Annotated in this window: 10 protein-coding genes; 2 read left to right on the top strand and 8 right to left on the bottom strand. The window is 44.6% G+C overall.

The window, feature by feature from the left end; all coding sequences use genetic code 11:
- Nucleotides 1–466 precede the first annotated feature (466 nt).
- From ACU52_RS08735 to ACU52_RS08715, 6 genes are all read right to left on the bottom strand, one after another.
- The gene (locus tag ACU52_RS08735; protein ID WP_147630827.1) at nt 467–2236 is read right to left on the bottom strand and encodes a T9SS type A sorting domain-containing protein; all 1770 of its coding nucleotides are present in this window, start codon (nt 2234–2236) and stop codon (nt 467–469) included.
- The gene (locus tag ACU52_RS08730) at nt 2190–3563 is read right to left on the bottom strand and encodes a hypothetical protein (RefSeq protein ID WP_053398521.1); all 1374 of its coding nucleotides are present in this window, start codon (nt 3561–3563) and stop codon (nt 2190–2192) included. Before ACU52_RS08730 ends, ACU52_RS08735 begins: the two co-directional genes overlap by 47 nt.
- Before the next feature lie 326 nt (nt 3564–3889).
- Nucleotides 3890–4099, bottom strand: a complete 210-nt coding sequence (locus ACU52_RS15095) for a hypothetical protein (RefSeq protein ID WP_147630826.1) — start codon at nt 4097–4099, stop codon at nt 3890–3892.
- A 324-nt stretch (nt 4100–4423) separates the two neighbouring features.
- Entirely contained in the window at nt 4424–6040 is a 1617-nt protein-coding gene (locus tag ACU52_RS08725; RefSeq protein WP_204374659.1) for an AraC family transcriptional regulator, read from the bottom strand.
- A 964-nt stretch (nt 6041–7004) separates the two neighbouring features.
- Nucleotides 7005–8147, bottom strand: coding sequence for a hypothetical protein (locus tag ACU52_RS08720; RefSeq protein ID WP_147630824.1), 1143 nt, complete (start codon nt 8145–8147; stop codon nt 7005–7007).
- A gap of 84 nt (nt 8148–8231) precedes the next feature.
- The gene (locus ACU52_RS08715; protein WP_082335222.1) at nt 8232–10643 is read right to left on the bottom strand and encodes a T9SS type A sorting domain-containing protein; all 2412 of its coding nucleotides are present in this window, start codon (nt 10641–10643) and stop codon (nt 8232–8234) included.
- 218 nt (nt 10644–10861) lie between these two features.
- Between ACU52_RS08715 and ACU52_RS08710 the strand changes: the two genes are divergently transcribed.
- Together ACU52_RS08710 and ACU52_RS08705 are read left to right on the top strand one after the other, a co-directional pair.
- A complete protein-coding gene (locus ACU52_RS08710) occupies nt 10862–11197 on the top strand; it encodes a hypothetical protein (RefSeq protein ID WP_053398517.1) in 336 nt (111 codons plus the stop codon).
- A gap of 53 nt (nt 11198–11250) precedes the next feature.
- Entirely contained in the window at nt 11251–12267 is a 1017-nt protein-coding gene (locus ACU52_RS08705) for a helix-turn-helix transcriptional regulator (protein ID WP_147630823.1), read from the top strand.
- A 643-nt stretch (nt 12268–12910) separates the two neighbouring features.
- On the opposite strand, the gene ACU52_RS08700 is transcribed toward ACU52_RS08705, so the two are convergent.
- Both ACU52_RS08700 and ACU52_RS08695 read right to left on the bottom strand, forming a co-directional pair.
- On the bottom strand, nt 12911–14515 hold the full coding sequence (locus tag ACU52_RS08700) for an MFS transporter (RefSeq protein ID WP_053398515.1): 1605 nt from the start codon (nt 14513–14515) through the stop codon (nt 12911–12913).
- Nucleotides 14512–15582, bottom strand: coding sequence for an HlyD family secretion protein (locus ACU52_RS08695; protein ID WP_021855945.1), 1071 nt, complete (start codon nt 15580–15582; stop codon nt 14512–14514). Before ACU52_RS08695 ends, ACU52_RS08700 begins: the two co-directional genes overlap by 4 nt.
- Nucleotides 15583–15587: the final 5 nt, after the last annotated feature.

Raw genomic sequence — 15587 nt, 5'->3', positions numbered from 1 at the left:
AAATCTAACTAAAAAGACGACAACAGAAATAAAAAGACAGGCTGAAATCATAAATGCACAAAATTGATAAAGCTATGTGCGGTCTAATGATCTATTTGGATTTAACCACTCAAACAGGTATGTATCTCGGATTGCATACTGCTTATACTGTCTGTCATTGATAAATTTATATTCAATAATGCTATGCTTATGGATTTTCACTTTTCATTGTTCGTTCTTCACTTAACCATAAAAAAGTTAGCGGATTGAAAATTAGCTTCGCAGACAATTGGTTCTTATACTATATTCCGACGGATTGCAAATAAGCCGGCACAATATTCTTGTGGATATATACCATACGGCACAGAGTAGTCATTTTCATTTTGGCACGCCTTCTTTTCATAATAAAAAGAAAGTGCGCCAAAATGTACTTTAGCATACATATTGACACACTCTCTTTTGTTTGAATGTCCTTTAACTCATGGGATTAACGTTTGATTATCTTGTGCAATTCTGCACGGCCGTCTTTCCTGAGTTCAAGAAGGTAAATGCCATGGCTTAAGCCAGAGATGTCTGTTGTTGAGCTGATGATGTTCATGACCTTACATCCGCCAACAGTGAAGAGTGATGCAGAATCGAACTCACCTCTAATGTTTATTACGTCATCTGTTGGGTTGGGCCATATTGAGAAGGAATTGCCGATTTCGTCTTTGACGATAGGCAAATCTGTGCTGTCGTAGCTATATATATCAGAGATCGGGGATACTCCTCCGTTGTTGTAGAATGCCTTGACTTGATAGTCTATATTCAAGGATGACTCGGAGTCGACGAACCTTGCTTCCTGTGCGGATATAAGTTTTTCATTAATCTGCTTGCCGTTTGAGTATATGTTGTACGCCACGAGCGAATCGTTTATTTCTACGTCCGCATCAATATTCGGCTCGTCAGTAATCTGCCCGGAGATGTACCATGATCCCCATCCGTCTTCCGGATTTTCTGTGCCGGCATAAGCGTCAGAGAGAGTAAGCCATGTTTTTCCGCCATCTTCGGAATATATATTACTGTATCCGTCTCTGTACTGATTTGAACATACGTACACGAGTGGTATCTGATGTTCGTCGTAGTCATATACTTTTAAAGCTACTTTCATGGATTTTGAGCCGTCAATTTGTATTGGGCTTCCAAGTATCAACAGGGTGTCACGATTGAACGTGGTGAAGTTATTTACGGGTTCCTCAAGTATCAGCTCATCATCAGAATATACCATGACGGAGACTTTCGTTGTCTTCGTGTTATCTTCGCTTTCGTAGTTGTTTATTCTCGTCTTGACAGCTGTGAGGTATTTGCCATTGAACTGAGAAAGATAATCAGGCGTGAAGAGATTGGCGCCAATGAAATCTTTTCCAGCGTTGCCTGCTGTTTTCGTATAAACATTGCCGTAGATATTTGGAAGGTAATTGAGTTCGTATGCGCCGATGGAATTCTTCCACGATATGATGCGCCCGTAACCGTTGATTGTATGTCCGGTCAATCCTTCAGGGGCTTCACCTTTTTCGACATCGACAGATACTTTGTCAAAAACAAATTTAGAATTTAGCGAGTTCTGTCCGTGGACACGCATACGTATGCGGAAGAGTTTGCCGGCGGCATATTCTGTCAAGTCGGCATCAAAGAATTTGTAATAGTAATCCATATCTTTGAGCGAGATGGATTTCACGTTGTGCCACTCGTCAGTGAAAGCTTCTGCGACATCAATACTTATGGAATCCTTGGTGAAGTCTCCGCCTACATTCTCGGCAGGGACAATCGGATATATGGCGAAAGAGAAGTGGATATTGTCGCTTATCCCGGTGGCATCAATAGGGCGCGACAACACTGTGGCACAATATGGTTTGGATGGATCCACTCCTGACATGGACACACTGGCACCTACCATGGAGTTTCCGAAGCCACAGTGCTTCCGCATACCCCATACAACACCATCGTCGTCATGAAGTTCCCAATAGTTATCCGTCCAGTTTTCGTTCTCATAGTCTTCAAAGAAAGGAAATGAGAAGTTCTCCGGGACGCAGACTTCACATGAATGGGAATGCGGAGATTCGAGACTGTCTGTTGATTCGGAACGGTAGTTGCATGCCAAAGAGTACCGGATGTAGCCTGCGTCCTCGTCAGATGCAATATATTCGTATTCATCCTTATTGTCTTCAGCTTTAACGGTAGCTATTAAACGTCCGTTGCTGTAAACGTTGTATGACATAATGGTGAAACCTTTTGAAGTGCCGACACGTTTTTTTCCATTTCAGCTTCACTGTCCTGTCGCCGATGAGTTCTCCCGTTGGTGATTCCGGCACGTCGGGTATGTCTGTCTGGTTCTCGTCTATACGGAATATCCATGATTCCATAGCACGCGGCATACCGCTGTGTATGAGCGTGCCTGCCACGAGAGTTCCGTCTGCGGATACGGCAGTTGTGCTAAGCTGTTGTTTGGCTTCGAAAGCAAAGTTGAGACTGTCTGCGGAAGGCTTTACATTCGGGGCGTAAATGGAGAGGAAGTAGTTTAGGTCCACGCTGCTGCCAGATTTGGCCGAGTACCACATAGGCCTGCTGTAATTGCCGGTAAATACGCTGCCATACATCAAGGTGTAAAAGAGGTCGCCGTTGTTATCGGCTATGATATTTTCAGTAGTCTTTGCGCCGTCGTCAGGAACTTCCATCTTGACATAAATCTTGTTTTCTATGTCATATATGCCGGGAATGCGTTTGCCGTTGAAATAAAAGCCCATGAAACGTCCGTTGGGAGATACAGATGTCGCAAGGTTCTGCTTCTCGTTCATAAGCGAAGTCCAATCCCCCATGTCGTACTGCATGCGGAATATCTGTCCGTCTTTCCAATAACATGGGTATGATGTGTGCTGCATTTGGAACCATCCCACTATTACGCTTCCGTCTGCGCTTACATCGACGGCCGACGCATCCTCAATAGGGATGATGTTGCCGTCATCGTCGGCAGGATATTCGGGGAGTGGAAGCGGCTCGTATTTCCATGAGCCGTCAGCCTGTTTGCGCCAGCAGCATGCACCGAACTTGCCTTGACCGTTGTATTCGCCCACAACTACCGTGCCATCGGCAGATATTGCGTTTGCAACCGTACCGTGGCTTGTTACTTTTATGTCTTCAACTGTGAGGTCATCGCCGATACCTAGATTAGTGACATTTCCGTTTTCGTCCCATACTGCAGCCACTTTTATCGGGGTGGACGTTCCGTCTACAGTTATCGTGTATCGGGTATCACGGTATTGTCCGGTAATGGTCTTGTTATCGCTGATGTCAGTAAAGACCCCGGATTTTGAATAGTCTGTCGAGCCTGGTTCAAAACTGGTTAGCCATGTTTTCGTGTCGTTGTCAATGTCCCAGATGAAACTGGATTCTGTCAAACCATTATAGCCTACCGCGTATTTTCCGTTGGATGAGACTCCGGTAATTACAGGGTTAGCTGTTATATCCTTCCAATGGAGGAATTTCTCTTCGGCATTAGCCGATAGGATGATTAGCATGATGAGTGCGGTTGAGAGAAATGTCTTCATACGTAACATAATAAATAAAGTTAAGGGAGGCTCTATAATTCGGTTTCTGGTTTTAGTAGACAGAACCTCATTTAATCTACACAAAAACCGTTTAGAAATAAAAAGAAATATTCTGCGAATTACATAAAAGGAATTTAAAAGTTAGAAGAGACTCCAAATCTTCCTTGAAAATTCTGGTATTATCAAAGAACGGTCTGATAGTCTTTCTCTAGTTTGAGGCTGTCAGCCTCACTTAATTCATACACTTTTATGTGTTTCATGATTTACATTTATCAATTACATTGATACAATATCAATCCGTAGGCAGAATTAAGTATGCACTAACTTTATTCCCCGAACAGATTATCATACAGATAACTGACGGTGTAAGTTTCTCCAACGAGATATGATGGATACGCTCCTACAAGATATTGTCCGCAGGGTGAGATTGCCACTCCAGAGGTTAACTCTGCTGATGTTTTAAAGTTTTTGTCTGCCCATGCGCTTTCAGCAAATGTTGCAAGCACTATAGCCAATAATAGTAACGGTTTTTTCATAACAAATAAGTTTGGTTAATAATAAACTTAACATAAGCAAAAATAAGAACTATATTATTTTTTTGCAAAATAAGGCGCTTCGAATACATGAATCCGAAGCAAAAACAAATATTTTAACCAAAACTATCCTCCGGATTTGGCAGGATTACCGTTTGCCTTTCAATAAATATAGCCGGTTATGTCAAAAGAGCAAACCGCAAGACAACTATTAGAAACATTAATCTACCTGCAGGAGCAAAACATCTGCCTAATGATTTTGGCCTGATGCCATTTCAGTAAAATGACACCGCCATAGATAAAAATCCTACACAAGCAGCATACATCTCAGACTTTGTCTTTCAAGGCCATATTCTGATAAAGCGATGGCGTGATGCCGGTAATTTTTCTGAACACGCTGACGAACGAGGAGTAAGACCTGAACCCTACGCTCTCTGCAACAGCTTTCATCGTGAGATGACCATAATGCTCCGTATCTTTAAAACGGGCGCAAGCCAGATGGATACGATAGGGGTTTACATAATCATAAAAACTTTTATGGAATGTGTCATTTATAACCTGCGACACATATTTACTGTTGGATCCCACCATTTCAGCCAGCATTGCGAGAGAGAAATTCACATTACAATATGCCGTCGTATTCTCCATCACGTTACGTATGGCGTCTGCCAGGATCTGCGCCTGATCTCCGGTGAGTCCCTTTTTCTGGCATTTCGCCTGTTCGTCCTGCGCCCCCTCGCCCATTATAGCCACATCAGCCCGCTCCGCTTTCATAATCTCCAATTCCTCATCTTTAGCCTTGATGGTCTTGTCAGCCTGACGCAGGCGACTTATAAGTTCTTCCTGCGTATCAATGAAATTTCGGTTCACCGAGTAAAGATCCGCGTAACTTTGATGAAGTCGACGTTTCTGACGCCACACAACAAAAAGAAATGTCATAGTGACAATGGCCACAATCAGTGCTGCATATGTGACGACACGCTGCAAGCGTATGGTTTGCAGGCGCTGTTCTTCTCGTGTGTGCAAATCTGAAATCTCACGCATGGTCTTGTCTACTTCATATGTAAACAATGAATTTTTGGCTGCGTCAAACTTACGTGTATTATAAATCGAATCCATTATGCTGAGATAACGCGATTTGTAATAATTAGACTTCACCACATCGCCATTGTCCTCATAAAATTCAGAAAGGCTTTTCAGTACAGATGCAAAATTATGCTGCAGGTTGTAACGGCGAGACGTAGTATCACAAAGGTTCATGTATTTCAACGCAGAATCAGACCGCCCTTGCTGAACATATGCATAGCATATTTCCTGATAAGCGAAACATTGGTACTTGGGTTCCAGCTTTTTTTGGACGGCATAAACAGCCAAACTTTTAAGTCGGGCCACACCCTCTGCGACATTACCTTTATATATCTGTATCAGGCTTTTCGCATATCCGCTCATATAAACATCTTCAGGATCGCCAGGGTCTTTAGTCTGTTCTGACATTTTATAGTATTTTATGGCATTCGGCAGATCACCCAGGAATGTATACATTCCGGCCATATTCAATAAAATATCATGTTCCACCTTACTGTCGCAACTATATTTGCTTAGCTTATAAGCCTTATGGTAATATCCAATACCTTTCTCCCATTCAAAGAACAGGCAATACACATTTCCTATATTATTGTATATGCGGGCGGCAAACTTGGGCTTGTCGCACTGCTCGCTTACTTTAACGCCACAAATAAACTCATCAAGAGCTTTTGAATAGTCTGCTTTGTCATAATATATTTTGCCGGCTTTCAGTCTGGCCATGGCACATTGATTTTTTTCGTCATCGTTCATACTATCCTTAAATCGGCCATAAACAACAGCATAAAGCACCAATGCGTCGCCGTGTCTGTTCTGCTTTTCGTATTTGTCTGCCAATTCTATAATCTTTGCAGACGGCATATTGTCAACCTTATGCACAAGCCTTGAGTATTGGGTACCGCCTGCGGAAAAAACAGTCTGCGGCAATAGTGACAGCATGAATATAAATAATATGATTATTTTTTTATCATTGTTAGCATAAGTTTTCCGCAATTATATCATTACGTAATTTGGAAGAATGGTGGAAGCGAAAAACATTGGAACACCAAACCAATGCTTTCAGTTCAGCAGTGCCTATATGCACAGATTCTTTATGCAAAGATAATAAATTTACCAAAATGTATATAAAAAATAAAGGAAAAAGTCTGAAAACTGATATTATAGGTATTAATTTAAAATGAAGAATTATTATTACCCATACAAATTAACAAACGCCATCAGGCATCATCAGATGACAGGTTGAAAACAAAGTTCTATGCAGCCAATAATGGATTGTGGCTTATAAAATATGTAGTAAAAAGTCATGACAAAATATTTTTTCAATCTAGGGAAATAATGTATAACGGATGTTAATTTGGCCGTATCAACAGCGCAAGTTAATTAACATACGTTTACACATGAAGCGTTTAAGGACCATGAAATGGCTGATTTTTATATCCAAAAGCTGCACTTTCAGGCTGCAAAAGCATAAGTATTATATCGTAAACGGGCCACTTTTGATGCAAAAGTGGCCCGGTAATTCAGAAGGAAGCGTAAATAGAAATTGCGGTTAAGCGAATAAATCACATTTATTGCCTAACCGCATCCTATAAACTAAGAACCCTCAAAATGAAGAACAATTACTTCATTTCATAATTTTTATTGTACGTCCATCAGAAAGTTTCACGATGTCAGGTTCCTTACAGATACCGACACCCTACATCCGTCAGCATCACAGCTTGTAATTTCTTTCACAATAACTTTTTCATGATTTATTTTCAATAAACAAAACCATGAAAATATTAGAAATTATAATCAATCAAGACCCTGAAAATGAAAAACAAGCTCATTTCATAATTTTCCCAGCACTGCTGGTGCCGTCGGCATATCTCGTCACCCTTATTATAAGCCCTTTGTAAGCATCGCTGACCCGACGCCCAGACAGGTCGAAATATTCCGTACCAACAATCTTTCTGTCTGCCTTTACGTCTGATATGTCTGCAGATAGTCCGCTTATGGTCATCCTTGCATATACCTGCGTTGCATAAAAGTCCGTACCGTTGTCTGAATACATATCCATCAAAGATATATTATCCTGCAATGAATGAGTGTCAGCCTCAGCGTCATATACGAACAGGCCTTCGGGCTGGTTGTAGTTCAACTCGTCTACAAATACAGCAGCCACGTCATCGCCAAGCACCTGATATGAAGGAATTTTTATATCTCCGTTCTCACCATACAGGCCAACCACCCACGAGTCGTCATATCCTCTCATAAGGCCCTTTATATAATAACCGTCCTCTACTTTTATCACCTCTAGCGTCTTGCTTATGTTTCTGTCATAATTATCCACCGCTGTCAGTCTGCACTGCACTGAGGCAGGAAACGCGCCGGCAGGAAGATAATTAAGCATGGCGCAATAAGAATAAAGATTTTCAGGGATAAGTTCATCTACATAAAGTCCCAGCAGCGTGTTCCCGTCTGTTTTCCAAATGCCAGTGGCAGGATCTTTTGTCAGCGTGAAAGCCTCATTTTTAGGACTTCCTGTCTCAGGGTCAACCTGAGACACATAATAGGTGTTTTCGCCTACTGTGCCTGCATTGTGCGCCCCGCTTACTGTTATTGTGTTGTCTGAAAGCGTACCCTCGATATATCCCGGAAGCTGAGACATGAAAAACATGTTGGGGATATACACCTTGCCGTCGTTGCCAAATATGAAGTCAGACTTCACGTGCGACCTCACGCATAAATTCTCAAAGCCGTAAACTCTGTCGTAATATTCAAGATAAAAAGTCTCAACATCTCCTGCAGGCGCCTTTGCCGGCTTGTCTGCCTGAGCCTTGACACTCATCATATCTGTACGAGGGCTGCATATGGGCAATGTCCTGAAGGATTCAGAAACTCTTTTTACGTCAACCAGCCCTGTAATATTCTGTGCCGGCAGACAGAGCGAAATCATTACGGCAGCCAATAATAATATCTTTCTCATAGCATACAAATTATAACATCTACATTTATGAATAAGACAGAAAGAAAGCCGCTAAGGCCTTCTCTCCGCCTTACACTATATAATTTAATGCTTAACCATCACCTTGAAGCCTTTGTGCAGGCCCTTAGCCTCAACGTCGAGGATATACATGCCGGGCCTTACGTCTGTAACATCAATCTCATTGGTTGTGTTTTCCGTTTTCAGCGTCTTCACGGCACGTCCCTGAAGGTCGAACAACGTAACGGTTGTCTTAAGTCCTTCATAAGGCAGCGCCACATACAGGATGTCTGACACCGGATTAGGATAAATCTCTGCCTTGCACTGTTCGATAATCTCCTGACCTATGCCGGTAGACTCGCCCTTTGTATCCATCATATAGGCATATTTACCCATGCCGGCCATACCCCAACCGCACAGATAGCGCCAGTTTGGAGATGCATCTACGCAACTTATCATCGAGAATTCGCTGTTTGTATAGTCGAGTCCGAGTTCTGCGGCATAATCATTAAGATCTTTATATCCATCTTTCTCTGTCCATATAAAGGCACTAAGTCCTGTTGCACCATAGCCGACAGCCATTGTTCCTTCATTGTTCACTCTTACAACCGTACCGCCGTCTATTCCAAGATCTTTAAACTCTCCTGTCTCTATGTTATAGAGCCATGCGTTCAAAGTATAATTTAGCGACGTGCCAGCACCTCCTATCCACTTTCCGTCAGGCGACACGGCATGGGCAGGACCGAAGCAATAACGCTTAGTGTCATCAAAATTATAAAAGTCAACATCTTTTACATCTACACCAGCCTTGAGCAGCATGTGCTGCGTGTAGCTTCCGTCGTCGTTGCGTGTCCAATAGCATCCGTTCCAAGGACCTACAAAGTCGTTCCATCCTGCAATTACACTTCCGTCATAACTTGTAGCATAGCTTTGAGTAGCACGATTGCTTTCTTCATCCAAAACTGGCAGAGTAACCAGACTGCCATCAACCCATGCAGCCGCCTGAGCACGACTCTGCGCATCGCCTCCTTCGCCTATCATCTGATAAGAATTACCTACCAGTACATGGCCGTCTCCAGATACGTTATATGAGCAACTATTAACATCCTGCGAGAAAACCCCACTACACTCCATTGGAGTCCAGGTGTCTGTTTCAACTTCATATTTTCCAGCTACATATCCAAAGCGTGAGTCTTCAAAGCCAAGACGGAAAACGCGGAAATCGTTAGCGCCTACGAGAATATATTTTCCGTCTGCCGAAAGAGTGGCTCGGTTAAGGTCATGGCCTTCAGCATCGTCTATATTCTCCTTTTTCCATTCTTTTCCATAGTTCTGCGAGCTGTATGCCATGCCGTTAGTTCCGAACACATACAGAGTGTTCTCTCTCCAGCAAGCATCGTTCCACACTGTTCCGGCCAGCGGATTCAGCTCCACGTCGTCAGATCCGACTTCACACCTTGTCCATGTCTCGCCTCCGTCAGTGGTTACATACACTGCGTCATCGGCCACGGCTACGCCGTTATCGCTGCCAGAGAAGTGGATACGATTGAAAGAACCTTCTATCTCACAAACCGTTGTCCATGTAACGCCAAAATCAACAGACTTCTGTATAGCACCTTTACTGTTTACCAGCCACATAACGGCATCTGCCTCAGTACCTGTATAGCAGAAGTCGGTTGCGGCAGCATCTGCATAAGTTCCGTCGGCCTTGCTGTAAGTGTCGCCTCCGTCGGCTGTATACCAAACGCTGCACTCACCATCTTTAGCCTCGACGCTTAAAAGTCCATATTTAGCAGGATCATAAGTGTTTGAAGTAACCACAAAATCAACTGCCCAATATGTGTCCACTTCACCATCAAATCCATTTAATACAGGCGTTATTGCATGTATGTCATTTCCATTTGATCCAATATAATACATAGATGCATTACGGCCACACATATAACCTATTAACGAAGTAAATCTACATCCGTCGAGCATAACACCCTCAACACTTTCAACAGGAAGACCAGATACGATAATATTACCCGCTCTCCAACGGTCACCATTATTCATTGTCCAGCGTATGCGCATATCACTTCCGTCTGCCGTACTGGCTGTGGTGACAAGCAAACTGTTAGCTATGAAAAACACATTGCTCACATGATGTGGCTGCGGAGCATCTGCCGGTTCTTCAAACGCCGAACAATTCCATCCTTTTTGTATGACAATATTATCCCATGGAGTTGTACCAGTTACGAACTTTCCATCTTCTGTCCATTTAGCTTCACCTCCTATACCATTTCCTGCAGAAACACCACCAATTTCTGTAATGTCATTGATGTCGTTTTTAGGTTTCCAAATATTATAAGGAGAGCACTGATTTTCCATTATCAGCACCTCACCATCATTATTTACTCCTGTAGAAAAGAACTGCCCTTCGGTTACATACACCTGAGCTGTAACAGGACTTGCTAACGAAAGCCCCAATAAAGCAACGTACAAATCTCTTTTTTTCATAATGCAAAACTTTTAGTGTGTTTTTACTTCAAAATAATGTTGTGGCCAAATTTAGCTTAATTCATTTATACCACAACAGGGATAATACGGACAATAAACCGGACAATTATGTTAAATAATATTTAATAGGACGGACAAATAAGGACAGACATGTTTCTTAAAATAAAAAAATTGCTAATTTTGTAATCAGAGCAATATTCCATATTAACCATAAATAAATGAAAATCTTTATACGATATATCACTTTTCTGCTTACGCTCACCGTCCTGTTGTCCTGCGAAACCAAACACGAAAACGGACGGTCGATATTTGACCAGGCAATGATTGAATGGGAAAATCAGAACCTCCCTGTGGCATACCGGCAGTTTCACCGTGCTGCGGCTGCATTCAAAGAAGAAGGAGACAACGTCGGGGTGTTTGAGGCAAACTCGCATCTCGGAATTATATGCGGAATAATAGGACAGAAACGCGAAGGATATAAATTGCTGAAGTCTACAAAGTATTATCACGTTAAAAAAAAGGTAACTACAGCTCACAATATTATTGGAGAATGATGGCGTATTATGCCTTTACCCTCGACAACGATTACAAAACAGCTCTTACGTGCATGAAAAATCTCCTTGAGCTGGACAAGAAAGACTTTCCGGGCAAAAAGACATGGCTGTATATGGACATGGCCAACATGGCCGAAATGTTCTATGTAACAGGACAAACCGCCAAAGCATGGGAAACTATAAAAAGGCTCGAGAGCAATCCGCTGAAAGACGACAGATATCTGTCTCAGACCTACTATGTACACTCAATGCTGCTGGAAAAAGAGGGACAGACGGACAGTTCGCGGATATATGCAAAGATGAGCATGGAATACTCGTCGAGATACGGCGAAATGGAAAACGAAGCCAATGCCCTGAAAATAATTATGCGCTCTGACAGCATCAACGGAAATCTGACAGAATACATACGCAACCGAGACAAATACGACAGCCTTGCGGGCGTGATTAAAAACGGAGAAACTGCACAGCGCATCGCCGTTATAAAAGAACAATATAAATATAACAGGATAATACGAGAAGCTGAAAAGACGCACATCATAAGAATACTGCTGTTCAGCGGACTCGCCTTAACGGCCATAGCCGCATGCATAATAATATTGCTGCTGTACAGACAAAATAAGATGCGGCTGAAGACAGAAGAGGAAGAGCACAAGCGGCTTGAAACAGAAGTGGAATACAAGAAACTGGAAAACGAGCTGATTTCGCTGAAGATGAACCAGACCATAAATGAACTGGAGAAGACAAAAAACAAGAACGCTGAAACCGTGGCACAGATTGTCGGTGAAGCCACAGCACGGCAGACAGCCATGACACGCCTTGACATGCTCGAAGCCACTATAAATACAGACTTTGTGGAATATATCAAAAAGACATATCCGCAACTTACACATAACGACATCCTTATTCTCGGGTTTATGCGCATGAAGATACCTGTAAAAGAAACGGCAACAGCCTTAGGAATATCAACCGAAAGTCTTCAGAAAGCACGCTACAGACTGCGTAAGAAAATGAACATAGAAAGTGTTGAAGAACTATTTAATCTGGTAAACGACTGGAAGCCACAGGTTTAAGACACTTTAGTAATCTTACCTTAAAAAGGTTGTCAATGATAGTTTAGACCTGAAAGTATGTGCTGACATAGGTATTGAATTATTGAGTAAATCAGACGGAGTATCAGAAATACGCTGTATACCGTGTTACACTGAGAATGGAAATCTACGATTAACTGCATAAATGGAAATTTATGACTTACAAAATCGGCAGTAAAAAGTCATGACAAAATATTTTTTCAATCTAGGGAAATAATGTATAACAGATGTTAATTTGGCCGTATCAACAGCGCAAGTTAATTAACATACGTTTACATCTAAAGCATTAAAAAACCCAGAAATGGCTGATTTTTATATCCAAAAGCTGCACTTTCAGGCTGCAAAAGCATAAGTATGATATCGTAAACGGGCCACTTTTGATGCAAAAGTGGCCCGGTAATATTTTTTAACTGTTGTTGTTTCACTTCACAAACAGCATAAATCACTAATAATCAACAACTTATCAAAAAGCACGATTTTCGGCCATTTTCACGCTAAACCACGCATCTGCGACGGGCACCGCCATTCTGAGAGCGTCAAACGTCCGGAATTTTTCACTTTTATTTACAAATATGTCTATCGCCATGAGGACTTGACAGACTATACTGGCATAACATACACAGCGTCAGACCATATCCTCGCCTGTCCTTACCACCGGTACGCGCACGGTCTTGTGGAACGGAATGAAGCGTGATATTATGGCTATTGCCAGCGTCACGGCAAAGAGCCAACCCAGGATATGCTTCAGCGCGAGCAGAGTGCCCTGCTGCTGCAGAATGGTGTTGAGCGTGTTAGTGGCCATCTGCACCGCCTCGTCGGCTCCGTGTCCCTGCGCCAGCGCACTGCTGAAGGCCGACTGCCAGCGCGACGCGGCAAGAGGGTCGGCTGCCGACATGGTCTCCGACAGCTCAACCATATAGCGCTGCTGCAGGCGATAGAGCGTGTTGCTGTAGAATGCCGAGGCTATGACCGGCGTAAGCACCGAGCGGAACGTTATGAGGAAGAAGGCGTTGGATAGAAGATACTTGGGTTGAAGGTCTTCTACGGCAAAAAGCGCGAAGGCTATTATCAGCGCAAGCATGCCCAGGCCTCGCAGGAACATCGGCAGATAGAGCATCTCGTAGGTGCTGTCGGGCGATATGCCGAAATAGAGCATGCCGAAGAAAAGGGCAAAACACGACATGCCGCCGGCAATGAAGAAACGGAAACGCCACCGCTGCCAGCGGAACCACCAGAAACAGATGAACGCGCCGAGGACATAGCCCGGCAGAAGCCAGATGTATATGGTGTAGGTGCGGGTGTTGTCGACATGCAATATTGTGGTCATATAACTTGTCAGCAGGCTCGTGGACGTGCTGAAGAACATCACGAGCATCATATAGAAATATCCGAGAATGGCTTTCCACTGGAACAGGGGCTTAAGGCTTACGAACGGACGGGGCGAATGAAACTGCTCCCAAAGGAACAGTGCCACGAGCAGAGGGGCTATGACGATGTAGATGCGTATGCGCGGAGAGGCCATCCAGTCGAGCGTCTTGCCGTAGGTTATCACATAGATGAGCATGAGCAGGCCGGTGGATATTATGAGCATCTCGCGCGGATGAAGCTCTTTCCAGGGTATGGGGCGTGCCTGACGGTCGATGCGGAAGAACATGATGACCGACAATATGGCCACGGCCAGAAGGAGCATCATGAAGTAGTACATATACTTCCAGTCGTAATGATAGGCCAGCAGGGCCGTGATGACCATCGAGAGCTGGCCGCCGCCGAACACGAGCGGATAGAAATAGGCATAGAACTCGCTGCGCACGTCTTTCGGACTGAATATGAACTTTATGCGGCGTATTATCCACAGCATGAGAAAGCCCTTAAGGAAGCCGATGATGAAACTTGCGGTTATCAGGAGGTCGATGTTGACCTGACGGGCGCAAAACCAGCTCAAGAAGAACTGCAGCACGAGGTCGACAAGCAGAAGCGTCTTTGCCGGCAGCGCGTTAAGAATCTTGGGCACTATGGGATAGGCCACAGCCATGCCGGCCGACGCGGCATAATAGCCTATGGTGATGTCCTCGGTGTATACGCCCAGCGTATTAGACACCTCCACCATGCTTCCGGTATAGGTGCCGTTGAGCATGGCTATGGGCAGCATGATAATAAACACGGCTGCCACGGCCAGACGGTCGGGCACCCACGACCTGACGGGTATGTCGAGCTCCTTGGCTGTTTTCATTTGCGTCTGAGTGCTTCTGTTTCAACCATCATGCCTGCACGCAGCAGCCTCATGCTCTCCTCGCCGGCGTCGTCGATGTCGATGCGCACGGGTATGCGCTGCTGCACCTTCACGAAGTTTCCTGCCGAATTGTCGGTAGGCACAAGCGAATATTTAGAGCCCGTGGCCTCTGATATGGCCGTAACATGGCCGTGGAACACGCGGCCGGGCACGCCGTCGACCTTTATGCGCACAGGCTGGCCTATATAGATGTTGGCTATCTGAGTCTCACGATAGTTGGCCGTTATCCACTTGCCCGACTGCCTGACGATGTACGAGAGCGTCTGTCCGGCGCTGACATACTGGCCCGGCTCGAGCGTGCGGCGGCCCATGTAGCCGCTGTATGGCGCCGTTACCACGGTGTACGACAGGTTGAGGTTGGCCATGTCGAGAGCCGCCTCAGCACTGAGTATGCCAGCCTCAACGCCCACCTGCTTCTTGCTTGTCTCGTCATACTGCGAACTGGCAGCCTCCTTCTGCCGCAGCAGAGCGTCATAGCGTGCCTTGGCAGCCTCATAGTTGGCCTTTGCCTGCTCAAACTGCTGCTCGGGCACCGACTCTTCATGCAGCAGGCGCTCGTATCGCTTATAGTCCTGCTGCGCCTGCCACAGCTTTGCCTTTGCCTCGGCAAGGTTGGCATCCTGCTCAGCTATGCGCGTGTGCGACGTCTGTATGCCCGAAGCCAGCACCCCGCGCGAACCGCGGGCGTTGAGCAGGGCGGCCTGTGCCTCCTTCTGCTTTATCAGATATTCGCGGTTGTCGAGCACAACAAGGGTGTCGCCCTGATGCACAAACTGATGCTCGCGGAAGCGCACTTCCTGGATATATCCGCCCACACGGACGTTTATCGGGGCTATATACTGGTCAACAAACGCGTCGTTGGTTATTTCGTAGCTGATGTATCGCCAGAAATAGTTTGCAGTCCAGGCCAGTCCAGAGCCGGCTATGATGACACACACTATGTTAAGAATGATATTGCGGCGGCGCCGTTGCTTCAGGCGCTTATATTTCAGATGGATTATAGACATGTCGT

Source organism: Xylanibacter rarus (assembly GCF_001275135.1).
GTDB classification, from domain to species: Bacteria; Bacteroidota; Bacteroidia; order Bacteroidales; family Bacteroidaceae; genus Prevotella; species Prevotella rara.
The sequence above is the reverse complement of the archived record's forward strand: the minus strand, read 5'-3'. Positions and strand labels throughout refer to the sequence as shown.

Coding starts and splice junctions, on each gene's coding strand:
- ACU52_RS08735 (WP_147630827.1), bottom strand. CDS start 2,236: ATGTCATACAACGTTTACAGCAACGGACGTTTAATAGCTACCGTTAAA.
- ACU52_RS08730 (WP_053398521.1), bottom strand. CDS start 3,563: ATGAAGACATTTCTCTCAACCGCACTCATCATGCTAATCATCCTATCG.
- ACU52_RS15095 (WP_147630826.1), bottom strand. CDS start 4,099: ATGAAAAAACCGTTACTATTATTGGCTATAGTGCTTGCAACATTTGCT.
- ACU52_RS08725 (WP_204374659.1), bottom strand. CDS start 6,040: ATGCCGTCTGCAAAGATTATAGAATTGGCAGACAAATACGAAAAGCAG.
- ACU52_RS08720 (WP_147630824.1), bottom strand. CDS start 8,147: ATGAGAAAGATATTATTATTGGCTGCCGTAATGATTTCGCTCTGTCTG.
- ACU52_RS08715 (WP_082335222.1), bottom strand. CDS start 10,643: ATGAAAAAAAGAGATTTGTACGTTGCTTTATTGGGGCTTTCGTTAGCA.
- ACU52_RS08710 (WP_053398517.1), top strand. CDS start 10,862: ATGAAAATCTTTATACGATATATCACTTTTCTGCTTACGCTCACCGTC.
- ACU52_RS08705 (WP_147630823.1), top strand. CDS start 11,251: ATGAAAAATCTCCTTGAGCTGGACAAGAAAGACTTTCCGGGCAAAAAG.
- ACU52_RS08700 (WP_053398515.1), bottom strand. CDS start 14,515: ATGAAAACAGCCAAGGAGCTCGACATACCCGTCAGGTCGTGGGTGCCC.
- ACU52_RS08695 (WP_021855945.1), bottom strand. CDS start 15,582: ATGTCTATAATCCATCTGAAATATAAGCGCCTGAAGCAACGGCGCCGC.